Source organism: Phycicoccus sp. M110.8 (assembly GCF_032464895.1).
GTDB lineage: Bacteria > Actinomycetota > Actinomycetes > Actinomycetales > Dermatophilaceae > Pedococcus.
Map to the genome: position 1 here is coordinate 391,871 of NZ_JAWDIC010000003.1, position 18,782 is coordinate 410,652.

Annotated in this window: 11 protein-coding genes; 3 read left to right on the forward strand and 8 right to left on the reverse strand. The window is 69.5% G+C overall.

Annotation, left to right across the window (positions count from 1 at the left end; genetic code table 11):
• Positions 1-1,038: a substrate-binding domain-containing protein gene (locus RKE38_RS15175; RefSeq protein WP_316008302.1), complete on the reverse strand. Its 1,038-nt coding sequence runs from the start codon at positions 1,036-1,038 to the stop codon at positions 1-3.
• Positions 1,039-1,197: 159 nt separating this feature from the next.
• Between RKE38_RS15175 and RKE38_RS15180 the strand changes: the two genes are divergently transcribed.
• Complete coding sequence (locus RKE38_RS15180; protein WP_316008303.1) at positions 1,198-2,226, forward strand: LacI family DNA-binding transcriptional regulator; 1,029 nt, start codon at positions 1,198-1,200, stop codon at positions 2,224-2,226.
• A 145-nt stretch (positions 2,227-2,371) separates the two neighbouring features.
• On the opposite strand, the gene RKE38_RS15185 is transcribed toward RKE38_RS15180, so the two are convergent.
• Positions 2,372-7,432: a GH92 family glycosyl hydrolase gene (locus tag RKE38_RS15185; RefSeq protein ID WP_316008304.1), complete on the reverse strand. Its 5,061-nt coding sequence runs from the start codon at positions 7,430-7,432 to the stop codon at positions 2,372-2,374.
• A 225-nt stretch (positions 7,433-7,657) separates the two neighbouring features.
• Here RKE38_RS15185 and RKE38_RS15190 point away from each other — a divergent pair, with 225 nt between their 5' ends.
• Positions 7,658-8,701 carry a LacI family DNA-binding transcriptional regulator gene (locus RKE38_RS15190; RefSeq protein ID WP_316008305.1) on the forward strand — a complete coding sequence of 348 codons (1,044 nt, stop codon included), beginning with the start codon at positions 7,658-7,660 and terminating at the stop codon, positions 8,699-8,701.
• Positions 8,702-8,890: 189 nt separating this feature from the next.
• On the opposite strand, the gene RKE38_RS15195 is transcribed toward RKE38_RS15190, so the two are convergent.
• The 6 genes from RKE38_RS15195 to RKE38_RS15220 all read right to left on the reverse strand — a co-directional run bounded on the left by RKE38_RS15195 (position 8,891) and on the right by RKE38_RS15220 (position 15,846).
• Entirely contained in the window at positions 8,891-9,856 is a 966-nt protein-coding gene (locus RKE38_RS15195) for an acetylxylan esterase (RefSeq protein WP_316008306.1), read from the reverse strand.
• Positions 9,857-9,860: 4 nt separating this feature from the next.
• Positions 9,861-10,769, reverse strand: coding sequence for a carbohydrate ABC transporter permease (locus tag RKE38_RS15200; RefSeq protein WP_316008307.1), 909 nt, complete (start codon positions 10,767-10,769; stop codon positions 9,861-9,863).
• On the reverse strand, positions 10,759-11,613 hold the full coding sequence (locus RKE38_RS15205; RefSeq protein ID WP_316008308.1) for a sugar ABC transporter permease: 855 nt from the start codon (positions 11,611-11,613) through the stop codon (positions 10,759-10,761). The genes RKE38_RS15200 and RKE38_RS15205 overlap by 11 nt, the downstream gene beginning before the upstream one ends.
• A 125-nt stretch (positions 11,614-11,738) precedes the next feature.
• The gene (locus RKE38_RS15210; protein WP_316008309.1) at positions 11,739-13,046 is read right to left on the reverse strand and encodes a sugar ABC transporter substrate-binding protein; all 1,308 of its coding nucleotides are present in this window, start codon (positions 13,044-13,046) and stop codon (positions 11,739-11,741) included.
• A gap of 47 nt (positions 13,047-13,093) precedes the next feature.
• Entirely contained in the window at positions 13,094-14,701 is a 1,608-nt protein-coding gene (locus RKE38_RS15215) for an FAD-dependent oxidoreductase (protein ID WP_316008310.1), read from the reverse strand.
• A 104-nt stretch (positions 14,702-14,805) separates the two neighbouring features.
• Positions 14,806-15,846 carry a LacI family DNA-binding transcriptional regulator gene (locus RKE38_RS15220; protein WP_316008311.1) on the reverse strand — a complete coding sequence of 347 codons (1,041 nt, stop codon included), beginning with the start codon at positions 15,844-15,846 and terminating at the stop codon, positions 14,806-14,808.
• A 342-nt stretch (positions 15,847-16,188) separates the two neighbouring features.
• Between RKE38_RS15220 and RKE38_RS15225 the strand changes: the two genes are divergently transcribed.
• Positions 16,189-18,630: a polysaccharide lyase 8 family protein gene (locus RKE38_RS15225; protein WP_316008312.1), complete on the forward strand. Its 2,442-nt coding sequence runs from the start codon at positions 16,189-16,191 to the stop codon at positions 18,628-18,630.
• Positions 18,631-18,782: the final 152 nt, after the last annotated feature.

Genomic DNA, 18,782 nt, shown 5'->3' on the forward strand with positions numbered 1-18,782 from the left:
TCAGCCCCAGCAGTTCGCCGCGCCCCACGTCGTGTCCTTGGACTCGACGCCGGGAACGGGCTTGTCGGTGATGAGGGTCGCGCCGGTGTCGATGAAGCCGCTGGGCTTGGTGCCCGACTTGGCGTACTCGACGACGGCCTTGACGCCGTCCTCTGCCATCTTCTTCGGGAACTGCATCACGGTCGCCACGAACTGGCCGTCCTTGACGTTCTGCACGCCGGCGCAGCCGCCGTCGATGGCACCGACGAGGACCTTGTCGGCGATGCCCTTCTCCTTGAGGGCCTGGTAGGCACCCCGGGCTGCCGGCTCGTTGATGTTGTAGACGACGTTGACCTGGCCGCCGACACGCTGCAGCAGGTTCTCCATGGCCGCCTGGGCCTTGGTCTGGTCACCCTGCGTCAGCGCGCTGCCGATGATGGCGGGGGTCTTGAGCGGGAGGCCCATCCCCTCGAGGAAGCCGTTGTGCCGCTGGATGCCGACCGAGGCGCTGGGGTCGAGGTCCATGGCCACGATCTGCGGCTTGGTGCTACCCATGCGCGCCTTGACGTACTGGCCGAGCAGCTTGCCGGCCTGCTCGTTGTTCGTCGCGTAGGTCGCGGCGACCGCGTCGGGCGGGGTGGTCGCCGTGTCGAGCGCGATCACGATGACACCGGCGTCCTGCGCCTTCTTGATGGCGCCCAGCACACCGGCGGAGTTGCTCGGCGTGATGAGGATGCCCTTGACGCCCTGCTGGACGAGGTTCTCGATGGCGGTGACCTGGCCCGCGTTGTCGCCGTCGAACTTGCCGGCGAGCGCGATCAGGGTGTCGCCGTTCTTCTGCGCCTCGGCCTTCGCCGACTCCCGCAGCTTGACGAAGTAGGGGTTGCTGTCGGTCTTGGTCACCAGACCGATCTTGATCGGGCCCTTCGACCCGCCACTGCTGCCGACGGCCCCGGGGCCGGAGGTCTTGGTGGTGCTGCAGGCGCCGAGGGCTAGGGCCGTCGTCGATGCGAGTGCGACGGCCACTGCGGCCGTTCGCGTCCTGCTGTGCCGGTTCATGTGCGTTCTCCTGGGTCGAGGCCTAAGCGGCGTTGATCGGGACTCGTGACCTTCGGCTGGCGCCTCAGGGCTCTCGCCAAGATAGGAGCGCGGACGGGCCGGGAAAATGGTTTGCGCAAATGCTTGCGCGAAAAGTCGGCGGCCGGGCACCATGCGACGGTGAGGCCTCCGCGGCGTACTCCTCGACTCGCAGACGTCGCCAAGCTGGCGGGGGTCTCGATCTCGACCGTGTCCCACGTCGTCAACGGGACCCGGTTCGTCTCCCCCGACACCCGCGACCGGGTCCGGCAGGCGATGACCAGCCTCGACTACGAGCCGCCGCCCCTGGCCGTGCGCACCCGGTCGGGCCGCGCCATCGGCCTGGCCATCACCGGGGCCTCCAGCCCCTACTTCGCCGAGCTCATCCAGGGCGTGGAGTCCGAGGCGAGCCGCGCCGGCTTCGCGCTGCTGCTGTGCGACACCCACGACGACGTGCAGCGCGAGGCCGATGCCGTGTCGATGTTGTTGGCGCACAACGTCGAGGCGATCGTCATCGCGCCCACCAAGGGCTTCCAGTCCGAGACCCTCCCGCTCTTGCGCAAGCACGAGACCCCCTTCGTCTTCGTGGACCGGATGAGCGACGTCCGCTGCGACCAGGTGGGCACCGAGAACGAGGCCGTGTCCGTCGCCCTCGTCGAGCACCTGCTCGAGCTGGGGCACCGCCGGGTCGGCATGCTCACCGGCCTCGAGGGCCTGTCGACGACCGAGGAGCGGTGGCGCGGCTACGTCAGGGCGCACGAGCTCGCCGACGTGCCGATCGACCCGCAGCTCGTCGTGCCGGCCCACTCCACCGTCGGCGGCGGCCGCGCGGGCACCACGGCCATGCTGCGGCTGGACGAGCCACCGACCGCGATCTTCAGCGGCAACAACGCCATGACCATCGGCGCCCTGCTGGCGCTCAAGCAGGGCGGACGACGGGTGCCCGAGGACGTCGCCCTCGTGACCTTCGACGACTTCGAGTGGGCCAGCGCCATGTCACCGGCGCTCACCGCCGCCGCCCAGCCGTTCCACGCCATGGGGGCACAGGCCGTCCAGCTGCTCATGCGCCGGCTGGAGGACCCCTTCGCACCGCGCCGGGTGGTCCGCCTGCCCGTCGAGATCGAGCACCGGGAGAGCTGCGGCTGCCGCGTGGAGGTCCCTGCGACATGACACCTGCGACATGACACCTGCGACGTGACACCTGCGACGTGACCCAGGACGAGGGCCCGAACCGGCCGCACGTGCCGATCGGGCCCTCGCCCGAGCTGTGCCGGCACCCCGCCGTGCGCGTGTCGACCGGGCGGGGTGCCGGGCCTCAGCCGACCGTGACGCTCACCGTGGCCAGTGTGTCGTTCCGCGTGTCACCGACCCAGACCTTCACGGCATACGTGCCGGCGACCGCCCACGCGTGCGTACCGGTCAGGGTCGCGGTGCCGTCGGCCTCGACGGCGACCTCCGCGTCCTCGGTGGCGCTCCCGTCACCCCACGCGACACGGGCGGCGTAGCCGCCCTCAGCCGGCACTCCCCCGCTGACCGTGCCGAGGGTCACCGTGGACGCCGTCCCGACCTTGGCAGTGGCGCCGCCGGCCGGCTTCACCGTGACCGGTGTCCCGTTGTCCGCCACCGAGAACACGTGGATCCGCCCGTTGGCGTGGGGGTCCCCCGTCTGGGTCGGGAGGGTCACGGACTTCACCGTCTTGCCGGCCGGGATGGTGAGAGGGGCCGTCGCGAACAGCTTGAGCTGGCAGCCGTCGGTGCCGGTGCCGTTGAGCCGGGTGCCCATCTGTACCGCGATCGCGTTCCCGAACTGCGGTGAGCCGCACCAGTCGCCGTACTGGATCGGGTACTGCACGCTCGTGCCGTCGGTGAAGCTCACCGTCCCGACCGTGTCCTGGTTCTTCTGCGTCGCCGTGCCGATCAGGCTCAGCCTGGTGGCCCCGGGCGCCAGTGACACGGGCAGCGTCTGCCCGGCCCCGGTGGCGTTGTCCGGCCTGCCTGCCGGGATGCCCGGCATCGAGAACGTCAGGTCGGTCCCGGGCACGGTCAGCAACCGGCCGGGCGTGGCGCCGGCGGCCCACAGCGCGGGCCGCGAGATGCCGGCCTGGTCCCCGTCGCACGGCACGAGCTGGCCCGGGTCGCCGATGCAGACGAGGTCGAACCCGCTGGCGTAGGACGGCACGACCGCCTCGTGGACGACCGCCTGGCCGACCGCGCTGGCCTTCTCCTTGAGGCCGCTGACCGTCACCACCGGCTCGTAGGCACCGGCTTCGGCGTAGGTGTGCTCGGCCCGCACCGTGTAGGAGCCGAGGTCGCCTGCCTCGATCGTGCCGGCCGAGCTGGTCCCGTCGCCCCAGGCCACGGTCGCGGTGTAGTCCGTCGCGGTCGCCTTCTTGTCGCCGGAGAAGGTGGCGACGATGCCGGAGACGGGCTGGCCCTGCACGCTCTCCAAGGCGTCGCCCACCGTGACCTTCAGCCCTGCGTTCTGCGCCTTGGTGCCGTCGGTGAGGAACTCGACCTCCGACAGTCGCGGCGTGCCGGTGCTGTCGGTCACGACCAGCCGGTACGTCGTGTACGTGCCCGGCGTGGCGATCTTGAACGGCCGCGTCTGGGTGTGCCAGGGGAACTCCTGGGCGGTGCGCTCGTCGAGCACCTGCCACTCGCGCCCGTCCTTGGAGCCCTCGAGACGCCAGGCGGACGGCGCACCACCGGACGAGCCGTTGGTGAGCGTGTAGAAGGTGGCCCGCTGCCCTGCGCCCGAGAGGGTGTAGGCGATCGTCGGGGTGGCCGTGGTGAACGCCGTCGACGTCGCCGAGGAGTTGTCGAACAGCGCCTTCGCGTCGTCGGTTCCGGTGGCCGTCGCGGTCCCTCGCTGCGGGCCCGTTGCGTCCCGCAGCGGCAGGGGCTTCGCGTCACCCTTGGTCAGCGACGGAGGGGTCGCGTTGGGCTGGCTGCCGTAGCTCGAGGGGGACGAACCCATCGTGAAGTCGAGCGTCGCCGCGCCGCTCAGCACCGAGCTGGGGATGGAGACCGGCATCCAGCCGTCACCGTCGACCTTGAGCTTCTGCACGTAGATGTTCGTCTCGGAGTTGCCCGGGGCGTTGATGACCAGGTCACCGGCGGAGCGGTGCACCGTCGCCTTGGTGAACTTCGGCGAGCCGACGGCCCACTGGTCCGAGCCGACCTGCAGCGGGTAGATGCCGAGTGAGGACAGGACGTACCACGACGACATCTCGCCGTTGTCCTCGTCGCCCGGGTAGCCCTGGCCGATCTCGTCGCCGACGTAGAGCCGACGCAGGATCTCGCGCACCTTCTCGGCCGTCTTCCACTGCTGGCCGGTGAAGTCGTACATGTACGGGATGTGGTGGGAGACCTGGTTGCTCATGCCCAGCTGGCCCATGCGCACGTCCCGCGCCTCGATCATCTCGTGGATCGTGCCCCCGTAGGAGCCCGGCTTGGTCGCGGTCTCCGGCGTCGAGAAGAACGTGTCCAGCTTCTTCGCCAGGGCGGCCTTGCCGCCGAGCAGGTTGGCGAGGCCGTTGCCGTCCTGCGGCGCGTGGAAGGCGAAGTTCCAGCCGTCCGTCTCGGTGTAGTCCCCGCCCCAGACCTCGGGGTCGAAGCTCGAGGCGAAGTCACCGCTGGCGTCGCGGCCCTGGAAGAACCCGGTCCTGGGGTTGAAGAGGTTGACGTATGCCGTGGCGCGCTTGAGGAAGTACTCGGACTCCTCGGAGAGCTGGGCACGGCGGTCGGCGGGGACGCTCGGGTCCTTCGACAGGGCGGCCGCCTGGTTGCCGATGCCGAAGTCGTTGACGAGGCCCTCGAGCCCCCACGAGACGCTCTCACCGGTGCTGGTCGGGGTGTACCCGAGGAACGTCGACGTCGTGAGGCCCTTGCGACCGACCCCGGACGAGGCCGGCAGCACCGTGGCGTTCTTCAGGGCCGCGTCGTAGGTGCCGAGCTTGTCGGGCAGGGACACGCCGTTGAGGTACGCCTCGGCGAACGCGACGTCCGAGCTCGTGCCCGTCATGAGGTCGGCGTACCCCGGCGAGGACCAGCGGGCGACCCAGCCGCCGTCGCGGTACTGCTGCACGAAGCCGTCGACCAGCTCGGCCGCGACGTCCGGGTAGAGCAGCGCGTAGGCCGGCCACACGGTCCGGTAGGTGTCCCAGAACCCGTTGTTGACGTAGATCTTCCCCGGCTTCACGACCGCGTTGGTGGTCGTCGCCGTCGCGGTCCCGGACTTGGGGGTCACCGGGCTGGCGTACTCGTACTTCGGGGAGTCTGCGGTGCCGGTGTTCTCGAACTGGCTGTTGGGGTAGAGGTTCAGCCGGTACAGGTTCGAGTACAGGGTGCGCAGGTCGGAGTCGGATGCCCCCTCGACCGTGACCACGCCGAGGCGCTTCTCCCACGCGGCGCGCGCTGTGTCCTGCACGTCGGTGAAGCTGCGGCCCTGGAGCTCGAGGGCGAGGTTCTTCTTCGCCTGGTCCAGGGAGATGAACGACGTGGAGAGCCGGAGCTCGACGGTGTGGTCGCCCGTGGTGTCGAAGGTGGCGTAGCGGGTGCCGGTGTGCCCGTTCGGCGCGGTGCCGGTCGCTGTCGCGGCACGGTCGAACACGCCATAGACGAACATCCGGCTGCGGCCGACGGACAGGCCGCTGCCGTTGTCGACCCAGCCCGTCATGGTGCCGGTGGCGGGGTCGACGGTGAACGTGCCGTTGTTGTCGATCGTGTCGACCACGAGGCTGCCGGTCGGCGCGGAGTCCGGGAACGTGAACCGGTAGGCGCCGCCGTGGTCCGCAGGCGTGGTCTCGGCCGTGATGCCGCCGTCCAGCTCGACCCGGTAGTACTCGGGGCGCGCGACCTCGGTGGCGTGGTCGAAGGCGAGCCCGCGGCCGGACGCACTGCCCGTCGGGACGCCCTGGGCGACGGACGGCATCACCGACAGCTGGTTGCGGTCCCCCATCCACGGTGACGGCTCGTGCGAGACGCCGAGACCCTGCAGCACCGGTCGGTTGTCCGCGTTGTTGCTGCCCTGGTAGGCGTACTCCCACGACTGGCTGTTCGCGTTGGTGAGGGGCGTGAAGAACGTGAAGCCGTTGGGGACGGCGCTGATCGGCAGGTTGTTGCCCCGCGAGAACGACCCTGAGGCGTTGGTGCCGCGCCGGACGTCGACGAAGTTCGTCGGGCTCGAGTGGTCGGGCGTCGCCGGGGACGGGTCGATCCGGATGTCGTCGACCCAGCCGCCGAACTTCGTGCCGGTCTTGGCGCCCCCGGTGTTGTCGTAGCCGAGCAGGATGGCGTCGACGGTCTTGCCCCGGGCCACGGTGCCGAGGTCGACGCTGACCGCGTTCCACTGCGCGGCATACAGGATCTTGCCCTCGCCCTGCCCGCTCGGCGACGCCTTGGTGTGGTGGCTGTCGGTGGCGGCGAGGTCGGACAGATAGGTGCCGTCGGTGAATCGCAGGTCAACCGCGGCGTAGGTCGACGGGTACGTCAGGTCGCCCTTCACCATGTCGGGGATGATCGTGTAGCTCAGCCGCGAGCTGTCACCGACGGGGATGTCGACGTCGTAGAGCCGGTTCCAGGCGTAGCCGCGGCCGTCTGCGGTGTGCCGGCCCGCGTAGTGCAGGGCACGGATCCCGGTCCAGCCGACCAGCGACTTGATGTTGTAGCCCGAGCGCGGCCCCTGCCCCACCTCGGTGACCATCGGCGAGGCGACGGGGGTGGTCGTCGTCGGGTCCTCGTTCAGGCCCCAGTCGGCGAGCTGCACGATGCTGCCGCCGTGGTTGGCCGTGACGTCGAGCCGGTAGTAGGTGTAGCTGCCGGGCGTCGCGATCGTGAAGGTCTTGGTCTGGAAGCGCTCGGTGAAGTCCAGCCCGGTCCGGCGGTCGACGTCGGTCCAGGTCGACCCGTCGGTCGAGCCCTGGACCGTGACGTCCCTGGGGTCGCGCTCGGGGGCGTCGTTCGCCGAGGTGAGCGAGTAGGTGACGGCCCGCTTGGCGCCGGAGAGCTGGTAGCGCACCCAACCGGTCGCGGCGAAGACCAGCCACTTGGTGTCGGGGTTGTCGTCGGTGAGGTTGGCGGCCACCTCGCCGGGGGCGTTCTCCCCGCTCGCGGTGATGCCGACGACGGCCCCCAGCAGGCTGCCGTCGGCACCTTGGCTGCCGGTGACGTTCGCCTGGCGGGGTCCGTCCGGACCCGCCTCGACCGTGGAGGCCGCGGGTTGCGGCTGGCCCTGCTCGAAGGAGCTGTAGAACGCCCCTCCCGCGCCGCCGGGGGCCGCGGCCCGGGCCGTCGAGCCGCTGGGGGTCGGCGTGGGCGCGGCCGCCGCGCCCGTCGCGGACGCCCAGCCGAGGGCGACGGCGAGGACGCCGGTCATGAGGGTTCTGGAAAGGGCGACGCTCGCGCGCATGGGTCCTCCGGCCACGTCATCGTGTCCGCCACGACACCGTGGCAGTGGGGGCATCCTTTTGCCCGACTTGCGGGGAGGGCAATGGTCCGGGCCGCCCTTGTCCGCACCGGACAGACAACTGGACAAACCATGACGCTTCGCCGGCCTGCACCCTGTTGCCCTGCTGCGGTGGCGTCTGGTGGGATGCGACGGGTGATCGGGTTGTCTGGCCACCGGACGACCGCCGGGCCGACGATGGCCGACGTGGCGGCCGAGGCGCACGTGTCGGTCAAGACCGTCTCGCGGGTGGTCAACCACGAGCCCGGGGTACGGCCGGAGACGCAGGCCCGGGTCAAGGCGGTCATCGACCGCATCGGCTTCGCCCGCCGCGGCGACGCGCGCGTGCTCATGGCGCGCACGCAGACCATCGGCCTGGTCATCGAGGACCTCGCCAACCCCTTCTACTCCCTGCTGAGCGCGGCCGTGGAGCGCGAGGCGCGGATCCACCGCCACCAGCTCATCACGGCCTCGGCCGAGGGGTCGCCGATCCGCCAGCGGGAGGTCCTCGACGGCCTCGTCGCCCGTCGGGTCGACGGCATCGTCCTCGTGCCCGCCGACGAGGACGCCTCGACCGGCCCGGCGCTGCGGCGGGCCGGCATACCGGTCGTCTACGTCGACCGCCCGGTGCGCGACGCGGACGCCGACATCGTCGTGAGCGACAACGCCGGCGGGATCCGCAGCGCCGTCGAGCACCTCGTGGCCCGGGGTCACCGGAACATCGGGTTCCTCGGCGACGTACCGGAGTTCTGGACCGCGCGGCGACGGCGGGACGCGTTCGCCGAGGTCCACGGCGGACTCGACCTCCCCGGCACTCCCCGGGTGGTCATGGGCCCGCACTCCGTGCAGTCCCTGTCGAGGGTCCTCGCCGCCTGGTGTGGCACCCGTGAACCGGTGACGGCCGTCGTCACCGGCAACAACCGCGTCACCGTCACCGTGCTGCACGCGCTCCAGCACTCCGAGCTCTCGCTCGCCCTCGTCGGCTACGACGACTTCGAGCTCGCCGACCTGGTCGTCCCGTCGGTCACCGTGATCCACCAGGACCCGGCTGCCTTGGGACAGAAGGCCGCCCAGCAGCTCTTCGCCCGGCTGCTCGGGGACGAGTCACCACCGGAGACGGTGGTGATGCCCACCCGCCTCATCGTGCGGTCGTCGAGCGCAGTGCCCGGCCGGACCGCCACCGGCGTGCTGCGTCACTGACCGCGTCGTCCACGGAGCCCGACCCTCACCCCACCGCGTCGGGGAAAGCCGTGGGGCGCGGCATCGCGCCGGGCAAACGACTGGGCCCCGACCGGCACACCTCCTGGTCGGGGCCCTCGTCGGCACTGGGGGGAACGAAGGATTCGCATCTTCGATGCCTTCGCGACGGATCCACAGCACCCGTGGGAGTCAGCCCAGGACCTGGTCGAGCCACTCCAGCTGGATCGACTCGTGGTGGGCGCCGCCGCCCTCGTGCTCGTTGAAGGGGTACTCGACGATGCGCTTGTCACCGGCCCAGGCGTTGTAGGCCGCGTAGACGGTGGATGGCGGGCAGGTCTGGTCCATCAGCCCCACCGAGAAGAGGGCGGGCATGTGTGCCCGGGCCGCATGGTGCGCGCCATCGACGTAGGAGAGGGTGCGCAGAACGGAAGCGGAGCGATCTCGGTGCGTGGCGAGGTATCGCACGACTTCGTCATAGGGGGGCCGGACCGCGAGCTGGAGCGCGCGCGGGAAGTCGCAGAGGAACGGGACGTCGACCAGGGCGCCGGCAACCCCGGCGCCGAGGGCGGCCGCGGCGATCGCCAGTCCGCCGCCCTGGCTCATCCCGGCGACGACCACCCGGGAGGCGTCGACTAGGTCGAGCTCCCTGGCGGCGTCGACCGCGCGCACGGCGTCGGCCACGAGTCGACGGTAGTAGTAGCTCGAGAACTCCTCGATCCCGCGCGTCATCACGCCGGCGACGGCCGGTCCAGAGCCGTCGGGGTCCTCGGTGACACCGTGGCTCCACGCCGCGCCCTGCCCCCTCGTGTCCATGAGGAGGTGGGCGTATCCCGCCGTCGACCAGAGCAGGCGCTCGTGGCCCAGCCCCCTGCCACCGCCGTAACCGACGAACTCGACGACGCACGGAAGTGGCCCTGCGTTGCCCCGCGGGGCTCTTAGCCAGGCCCCTATCGGCTGGCCCGCGAAGCCCGGGAACCGCACGTCCCACGTGTCGACCAGGGAAAGGCCCGTCTTGACCGGGTGCATGGTGACCCCGCGGTCGGTCGCCCGCGAGTCGGCAACGGTTGCGGCCCACTGCTCGTCGAAGTCGTCTGGCTCCGTGCTTTGCGTCCTGTGCTCGCGCAGGAGAGCCGGCGGAAGGTCGGTGTAGGCCACGAGCTCAGCCTTTCAGACCGGTCTGGGCCAACCCCTCGACGAACTGTCGTTGCGCGACCACGAACACGATCAGCACTGGGATGACGGTGGTCGCGGAGGCCGCCAGTTGGATGTTCCAGAGCTGGGTGCCATAGGCATCCGTGTACTGCGTCAGGGCAAGAGGGAGCGTGTACTTGTCCTTGCTGGTCAGGTACACGAGGGGCTCGAGGAAGTAGTTCCACGTGTTCATGAAGGTGAAGATCGCCACGGCTGACAGGGCTGGGCGGGCCAGGGGCAGCGCGATCCTTCGAAACACCCCGAACGGCCCGAGACCGTCCAGGCGGCCGGCCTCCTCGAGCTCGTCGGGAAGGGCGAGGAAGAACTGGCGCATGACGAACGCGCCAAGGACGCTGGGTGCCCCGAAGATGGGGATGACGATGAGCGGCCAGTGGGTGTCGATGAGGTGCAGCCGGTCCATCAACTTGAAGAGGGGGATGATGGTCACCTCGCTCGGGACGAGCAGGCCTGTGAGGACGACGAGGAACAGCCAGTTTGCGCCCGGCAGCCTGAGGCGGGCGAAGGCGTAACCACTCAGCGACGCCACGACCATCGTGCCCAGCGTCACCAGGACGGCGATGTAGAGGCTGTTCACGTACTGGTGTGCGAGCGGGTAGTCGACGAAGGCGCGGCGGTAGTTGTCCCACTGAGGGTTCGTGGGGAAGAGCTTGGGCGGGTATGCGAGGACCTCGTTGGCCGGTAGCAGCGAGCTGGTCACCATCCACCAGGTCGGGAACACCAGGGGGACAGCCAGGACGACCATGACGCCGTAGAGCCACCACGCGCGGCGACGCCGGCGCCGGCTGGTGGGCTGTGGCCCTGTCGGGGAATCGGCGTTGGCTCCCGGTCCCGTGCGGGCGATGGTGTCAGCGCTCATGGACAACCCACTTCTTGCGCAGCTGCCACTGCACGGTCGTCAGGACGAGGATGAGGAGGAACAGGATGACGGCAATGGCGCTGCCGTAGCCGAAGTCCCGGTTCTGGAAAGCCTGCTGGTAGAAGTAGTAGACGAGCACGTTCGTGCTGTTGCTGGGTCCACCGCGAGTCAGGATCTGGATCTGGGCGAACACCTGCAGCGAGCCGGCCATGGTGATGATCGCGGCGAGCAGGGTCGTCGGGCTGATCAGCGGAAGGGTGATCGACACGAACCGGCGCGCGGGCCCGGCACCGTCCACCTCGGCCGCTTCGAGGAGCGTTCGAGGCACGCCCTGCAGGGCCGCGAGGAAGAGCACCATGTTCAGGCCCACGTTCTTCAGGACCTGCACCACGATGACAGACAGCATCGCCGTCGTCTCGCCACGCAGCCAGTTCGGTCCCTCCACTCCGACAGCCCGTAGGAGCGAGTTGATCCCGCCGTTGTCCTGCAGGAGGAAGTTCCAGGTGATGGTCCAGGCAACGAGCGAGACCACCACCGGGGAGAAGAAGAGGGTGCGAAAGAGGGTCGTCCCGCGGAGCTGCTGGTTGAGCAGGACCGCCAGCAGGAGTGCCAGCGCCAGGTTGAGGACCACGAGCCCGAGGCTGAAGACGGCGGTCGCGGCGAGCACCCGGCCCGTGACGGGGTCCGAGGCCAGGGCTCGGTAGTTGTCGCCTCCGACGAACTCGGAGGTGCCGGCCAGCAGGTTGTCCTTGCGAAACGACGACCAGACGACGTCTGCCAACGGGTAGAGGACCAGGGCAAGGAACCCGAGCAGCTGTGGCGCCAGGAAGAGGTATCCCGTCACCCGCTCCCTACGGCGCCAGCTCGCCGACGGACGAGGACGCCGCGGCATCTGTGCGTCGTGGTGCCGGCCCGCGGCCGGGGCGTCGGTGCTCCCCCGGCCGCGAACCCGCATGCTGGTTGTCGAGGTCACTTGAGGTCGCTGCCGATGGCCTTGCAGACGCCGCTGAGGACCGTGGGCACGTCTGCGCCGGGCTTCCACATCGGGTCCAGCGCTGACTGGACCTTGCTGGTGATCTTGTTCGAGTCAGTGTGGGAGGGCAAGACCGTCCCGGTCTTGATGCCGTCGATGACGACGTTCTCCAGCTGCTCCTTGGTGAACATCGGGTTCGCCTTCGCCAGCGTGTCTGCGGTCAGCAGGCTCTGCCGCGGCGGGGGGAAGTACGCAGCGAGGTTTGCGGAGTTCTCGCGGTTGGTGAAGAAGGCGAGGAAGTCCGCGGCCTGCTTGGCGTTCTTCCCCTTGCCGATCACTCCGATGCCTGCTTGTCCAATGACCTGGGCGTTGCCGTCAGGGCCGGACGGGAGCGGCACGATGCCCCAGTCGAAGGGATGGTCCTTCAACAGGCTGGCCCGGCTGATCTGGGTGATCGTCATCCCCGACTCGCCGGCGAAGAAGTCAGCCGTGGTGCCGGGAGCCGGAAGCGCCTTGTCCTCGAAGATCGCCTTGTGGAGGAAGGTCATTGCCTGCGTCATCTGCGGACTGTCGAAGCCGCAGCTCTTGCCGTCGTCGGACCAGGCGCGCGCCCCGAACCCTCGGTAGACGCTGGCCAGCACGTTCCAGTTCTTGTAGTCCCAGTCCCGCACCACGAGCCCCTGCTTGCCCGTGGAGGCGGCCACCTTGGCGGCCGTCCGCTCCGCCTGGTCCCAGGTCCACGCGCCCTTGCCCAGCATGTCGTCCGGCATGGAGGTCACGCCGGCCTTCTTGAGCAGGGTCTTGTTGTAGAAGACACCCATCGGTGACGTGGAGAAGGGGTAGGCGTACAGCTTGTCGCCGTTCGTCCACAGCCTGGTCGCCGAGGGCACGAGGTCATTGAGCTGGTAGCCGTCGGTCTTCGACAGGGTGGGCTTGAGATCGGCCAGCGCGCCCGAGGAGACGAAGTCGGGGGCGTCCCGCTCGAGGATCCACGCCAGGTCCGGCGGGTTGCTGCCGGCGATCTGGGTGGTCACTGACGTCGTGTACCCCTCGAAGGGGACAGGGTCGAAGGTGACCTTCTTCACCTGAGGGTGCTTCGCCATGTACTCCTTCGCGATGGAGTCGAAGAGCGCGAGCTGGGTCTTGTCCGCGGTCCAGACCGTCATCCGCAAGGAGACGTCGCCGCCTCCGTTTGCACTGGCGGCGTCACTCCCGCCGGAGCTGCAGCCGCTGGCCAGCGTCGCCAGGGCGAGGACGGCCGCACCAGTCGCAAGGCGCGCCCGACGGCGTTGTGGGGTGCTCATGGTTTCCTCCATGGAATCAGTTGGGTGTCGCCGTGTGAAGAAGTCGTTCAGTAGGGGCCGACCGAGGGCCAGGCACGCTCGACGCCACGCGCGTCCAGCAGCGCCTGGTAACTCGCCAGATGTCCCGCGTCCTCGTGCACCGCGGTGGGCGTCAGGCCAGTTGCCACGCAGTGAGCCGCAAGCGCGCCCACCGCTTCGCCGATGTTCCACTCGATGGGGTGCAAGCGGTACGCGCCGTTCGTGATGTGCGTCGTCCCGATGTTCTTGCCTGCAGGCAGGACGTTGCCTCCGCCGGCCGGGAGGAGCGCCCCCAGTGGGATCTGGAAGGGGCAGGACGGCACGTCGAGGTAGTTGTCGCCACTGGTCGATGGGTGCAGGTCGATGCGGTACATGCCGATGCCCACCGAGTCGGCATAGGTCACCGCTCCATGACCACCTCGCACTGAGTAGGACAGGTCCTGCTCCACCACGGTGGTGACGGCCCGGATGCGGCGGGACTCACGGAAGTACGGCTGCTGGGCGAGCCCGTCGGCGGTGCCGGTGATGTCCGGCCGCAGGCGCAACCCGGGGAAGCCCGTTCCGCCGTCCGGGCGGGGAGCCTCCGTCTGCATCCAGTAGAGGGCCGAGAGCGCCAGGTCGCGCGCGCCCTCCAGGTGCTTTGCCGCGGCATCCTTGCTCACCTCGAAGACCGGACCGTCGAGATAGTCGATCATCGGCCAGTTCACCAATGTCACGTCGCTGTCGAAGGCTCCCGGTTTGAACTGGCCTCGTGCCACGATGCGTCGGAACCGCCACAGGTCGTCGGTGCCCGGCTCCTTGCTCTGGTCTGCCACGACCGCCAGTGGGTCGTCGTCCGGGTTCGGTGCCAGCCACCCGTGGGAGGGCTCCAGCGTGCGGGGGTTGGGCCAGCTGAACCCCAGGAGCGGGCCGGGCCAGAAGTCCGGACGCTGCGCCCTCCAGTAGTCGTAGGTGTCCGGGCGGTCGATGGTGTGGTCTCCGTCGACATGGTCCATGGCGAAGCACCATGAGACGGCCTGCATGTTCAACGGGTCCGCCGTGTCCGGAGCGCTGGGTTCCCCGGTCTCCTCCGTGGACTCGGCGCCGGTGACGTAGGGAACTCGGGCCAGGGGAAGCAGCTCCCCCGTCTCGGTCGCGTCGAGGACGTACGTCGCCTCCACGGACCGGTCGGTCGTTGCGTCGTCTGCCGTGTGCGCGAGGGCGAGCGAGGCGGCTCTTGCACCGTCGCTCTCGACGCCGACCACGACGTACGGAGCAAGGACGTGCAGCCGACCCGCAGCCCGGGCAGGTGCCAGCAGGGCCTCGATCGCGCTCACCGCGACGCGCGGCTCATGGCAGAGGCGGCTGACAAGTCCTGCTCCCGGGTTGAGCTCCCGAGCGAGAAGGGCCTCGCGGGTGAGGGGGTAGTGCCGGCGGTAGTAGCCGCGGATCTCCTCGCGCAAGCGGCGGTACGAGGCGGTGACACCGAACTGCTCGACCCAGGGATGCTCGTCCGGAGGCACGGCCTGGGCCGTGAGCTGACCACCGAGCCACGTCCCGTCGGTCACGAGGGCAACCCGGGCCCCACCATCGGTGGCTGCCAGGGCAGCGGCCACCCCACCGAGGCCACCCCCGACTATCGCAATGTCGACCCGCACACTTTCCTCCTGCCGATAATTCGTATTAGCAGAGGGAATCAGACCGCCTCGGGCATGTCAATGGGTTGCCGCCAAAGAGCGGCCCAGGCCTTTCGAAGTCCTGCTCAGCCGCGCGAGACGTCACCGATCGTCGATCCTTCGACGAGCTCGCACGGGAGGAGCACCTGGGCGGGCGACCGCCTGCCGGTGCTCTCGAGCAGGTCGACCAGCGTCCGCACGGACCGCCGGCCCATCTCTCGGCGCGGGATCCGGAACATCGACCAGTCGCGTTGCTCGGTGGCGGCCGCCGCCTCGGCGAACTGCGCCTGGGACGGGTCCGGGTCGCCGAGGACGCCCAGAGAGATGTCCCCGGGGACAGCGAGACGCCGCGCCGCAGCCCGCACCTCGAGCGCCTGCGCCATGGCTGCAGTCTCGACGAGCACTCCCGTCACCCCCGCTTCGAGCAGCTCGTCGAGGACCTCGTCCGCTTGACGTTCCGCTGCCACCACGATCGGCTGCTTGCGGTGACGTCGTGCGGCTTTGAGGTACCCGGCGAGCCGGTCCGCGGTTCCCTCGAGGTCCCCTGACAGGGCAACGAGCCCGATGCGCCGGTGGCCGTGCGACCACATCCGCTCGAAGAGCTCAGCAGTCGCAGTGACGTAGTCGGCGCTGACGTAGCTCACCTTTCCGGCTTCGGACTCGCGCCTGCCGATGAAGACGAAGGGAAACCTCTCCTCGAGCAGGCGCGCAAGCTCCTCACGGTCGGTGTGCCGTCCCAGCAGGATGGAACCGTCGGCGATGCCGAGCCGGTTCGAGCCATGCTCGTAGACGTGGCGTCTCCCGTCGCGCCGTCCGTTGCTGGTGAACAGGAGCAGGTCGTAGCCCAGCGCCTCGGCCTCGGCCTCGATCCCTCCGAGGAAGGGGAGGTAGAAGTCCCCGGAGCCCGAGGGGAACACCGACTCGTAGGTGAACACACCAAGGATGCGGTTCGCCTTGCCCCGCAGCCGACGCCCGAGAAGGTCGACGGTGTACCCCGTCGCCTTGAGCGCCTCCTCGACACGGCGCCGGGTCTCGGGCGTGACGCGAACCGAGTCCGACCCGTTCACCACCAGCGAGACGATGGCCTGCGACACGCCGGCCAGACGGGCGACCTCCGCCTGCGTCACGCGCCCTGATCCCGACACCACAAGCGCTCACTCTACCCACGGGGAGGCACGGCCCCCGCACAGTGCGCGCGACTTCGGCCTTCGCAGGCCCTTGCGGTAATACGAATTAGCGGCAACACTCCTCCGCATCGCTCGCGCGACGACGCCGGGTCCGTCCGGGGGTCGGCCGTCCGCGCAGGAAGGGAGACCCAGATGACGGACACTCCACGCGCCAGAGGCGGCGCGGCCTTCGCGGCCATGGCACTTCGGAGGCGGCGGCCTGATGCGGCGGCGTCCCCCACGGTGGACGGTCGTGGACGGCCTGAGCTCGCCGACACACAGGTGCCGACCACACGGCAGGCCATGCCCCTCTCCCTCTCGCGCCGGACACTGATGGCCGGCGCGGTCGCCGCCGCGGCCCTCTGCGCGACGGACGCGGTCACGGCGCCGTGGACGGCACCGGCACGTGCCGCCACGACCGACGACTTCGACATGTTCCGCCTGCAGTGGCTGGCCACCATGGTCAGGGACTACGACCCGACGGACGCCGTTCTCGTGAGGTACGTGCAGAACACGGCCGCCGTGGCGAGCGAGTTCTGGCGCGGGGCGAAACCGCTCATCACCTCCAGCACGCGCTCGTACCTGTGGGAGGACCTCTACGACCCCACGGTCAGCCGGCAGTCGGCCCTCATGACGAGCACGATCGTCCGGCTGCGCCAGCTTGCCCTGGGCCTGAAGACACCCGGCTCGTCCTTGGCGGACGACCCCCAGCTCAAGGCCGACCTGCTCTCGGCGATCGACTGGTTCCTGGTCAACAGCTACAACACCGTGAACCGCACCGGCAACTGGTGGGACTGGCAGATCGGCACCCCGCAGGCGCTCAACGACTTCTGCGTGCTGATGTACGACGACCTGTCGACCGAGCAGATCGCCACCGCAATGGCGGCCATCAAGCACTACGAGCCCGATCCCGCGATCACGGGCGGCAGCACCTCCACCGGGGCGAACCGGAACTGGGCCTGCGCTGTCACGATGCTGCGCGGCGCGCTCAGCCGGGACCAGTCGACCATCGACAGCGCACGGCTGAAGCTCGAGACGATCTTCCCCTACGCGACCTCGGGCGATGGCATGTACCCTGACGGCGGTTTCGTCCAGCACGTCTACTACGCGTACACAGCTGGTTACGGTGTGTCGCTGCTGCAGGTACTGAGCTCCATGATGGTGTCCGCCGTCGGCACTCCGTGGGCGTTCTCCACGGCACAGACCGCCGAGGTCTTCGACTGGACCCAGAACAACTTCGCGCCGTGGATCTATGGCGGCGGCTTCATGGACATGCTTCACGGCCGCGGCATCTCGCGCTTCTACGAGACCGATCGCCGGATCGGCCGGCTCACGCTCGGGGTGCTGCTGCAGCTCGCGGGAGCGTTCCCCGCTGACGACGCGCGCCTGCTCCGCTCACAGCTCAAGGGCTGGCTGACCGCCTACAACTCGTACACCTTCGCTGGCCGCACGCCCGGCGAGAGGCAGCCGGACTTCTTCACGTACGACCCGGTTCCCATCCAGCAGGTGGCCCTCCCCTCGGTCGTGCTCGGGCGGCAGCTCGTGCAGGACGACAGCATCCCAGCGGCGCCGGAGTCCACCCGTACGGTGGTCGCGACCTCGATGGCGCGCGCCGTCCACCGCCGCCCTGGGTTCGCGATGGGCTTTGCCATGGAGACCAAGGCGATCCGCCCCTACGAGTCCGCCAACGGCGAGAACCGCATGGGGTGGTACCAAGGTGAGGGTGCCGTCTACCTGTACCTGCCGAACCAGCTCGGACACTGGGCGAACGAGTGGTGGCCCACCGCGAACAAGTGTCGCATTCCGGGCACCACCGTCGTCCAGAAGCAGCCCGTGCTCGGCACGCCTCAGCGTTCGACTGTCACGAACACGTGGGCGGGCGGCGCGCTCCTCGACGGGAACGCAGCGGTCGGTATGGGTCTCCAGTTCAAGACCCAGCCCCTGAGAGCCCGCAAGTCCTGGTTGTGCCTCGAGGACGCCATCGTGTGCCTCGGCGCGGGTGTCACGAGCACCGACGGGAACCGGATCGAGACGATCATCGAGCAGCGCAACATCGGGCCGAACGGCAGGACGGTCCCCGTGCTCGACGGCGCGCAGTTCACGAGGGTCGGCAGCACGCCGACGTCGTTCACGCCCAGCTGGGCGTACATCCCGAACACCAGTGGCTACCTGTTCCCGGTCCCCGGCACCCGGATCCAGGCGATCCGCGAAGACCGCACCGGGCGCTGGACCGACATGGACAATCGCGGGACCTACGAGGACGAGACGGCGTACAGCCGGCGGTTCATCACCTTCTGGTTCGACCACGGCATCGACCCCCAGAACGACAGCTACGCGTACATCCAGCTTCCCGGTGCCACGCAGGAGGAGGTCGAGGTGGCCGCGCAGACGATGGCCGACGTCACCATCGTCGCGAACACCGCCCTCGTGCAAGCGGCAAGCCGCGGCGGCGTCACGATGGCCAACTTCTGGGGCGCGAGTGCGCCCGTCACCAACGGCATCTCCGTCGACGCGCCGGTCTCCGTCGTCGTGAGCCGCAGGGCCGGCGAGCTGGCGATCGCCGTCAGCGACCCGACGCAGCGCCTCACCGGCGACGTGACCGTCACGGTGCAGGGGTCCGCGAACCGCCTGGTCTCGGTCGACCCCGGGGTCAGCGTGCTTCAGACCAAGTCGCGTGTCCGTATACGCGTCGCGGTGAACGGCGCCGCGGGGAAGACCTTCGTGGCGCGCTTCAGCAGATCATGAACGCATCCTCAGGGGCACCACGAGTCCAGACCCCCACCGGGCCCGCTGGGTGACGTCCGGGCCCCCTAGGCGAGAAGGGCCTCCGGCCGGCGTTTACGCTGGCCAGAGGCCCTTCTGTGCACTCGCGGCGGGTGAAGGATTCGAACCTTCGA

Bases quoted from the DNA above. Each gene is read 5' to 3' on its own strand.
- RKE38_RS15175 (WP_316008302.1), bottom strand. From the start codon at position 1,038: ATGAACCGGCACAGCAGGACGCGAACGGCCGCAGTGGCCGTCGCACTC.
- RKE38_RS15185 (WP_316008304.1), bottom strand. From the start codon at position 7,432: ATGACCGGCGTCCTCGCCGTCGCCCTCGGCTGGGCGTCCGCGACGGGC.
- RKE38_RS15200 (WP_316008307.1), bottom strand. From the start codon at position 10,769: ATGAGCGCTGACACCATCGCCCGCACGGGACCGGGAGCCAACGCCGAT.
- RKE38_RS15210 (WP_316008309.1), bottom strand. From the start codon at position 13,046: ATGAGCACCCCACAACGCCGTCGGGCGCGCCTTGCGACTGGTGCGGCC.
- RKE38_RS15225 (WP_316008312.1), top strand. From the start codon at position 16,189: ATGCCCCTCTCCCTCTCGCGCCGGACACTGATGGCCGGCGCGGTCGCC.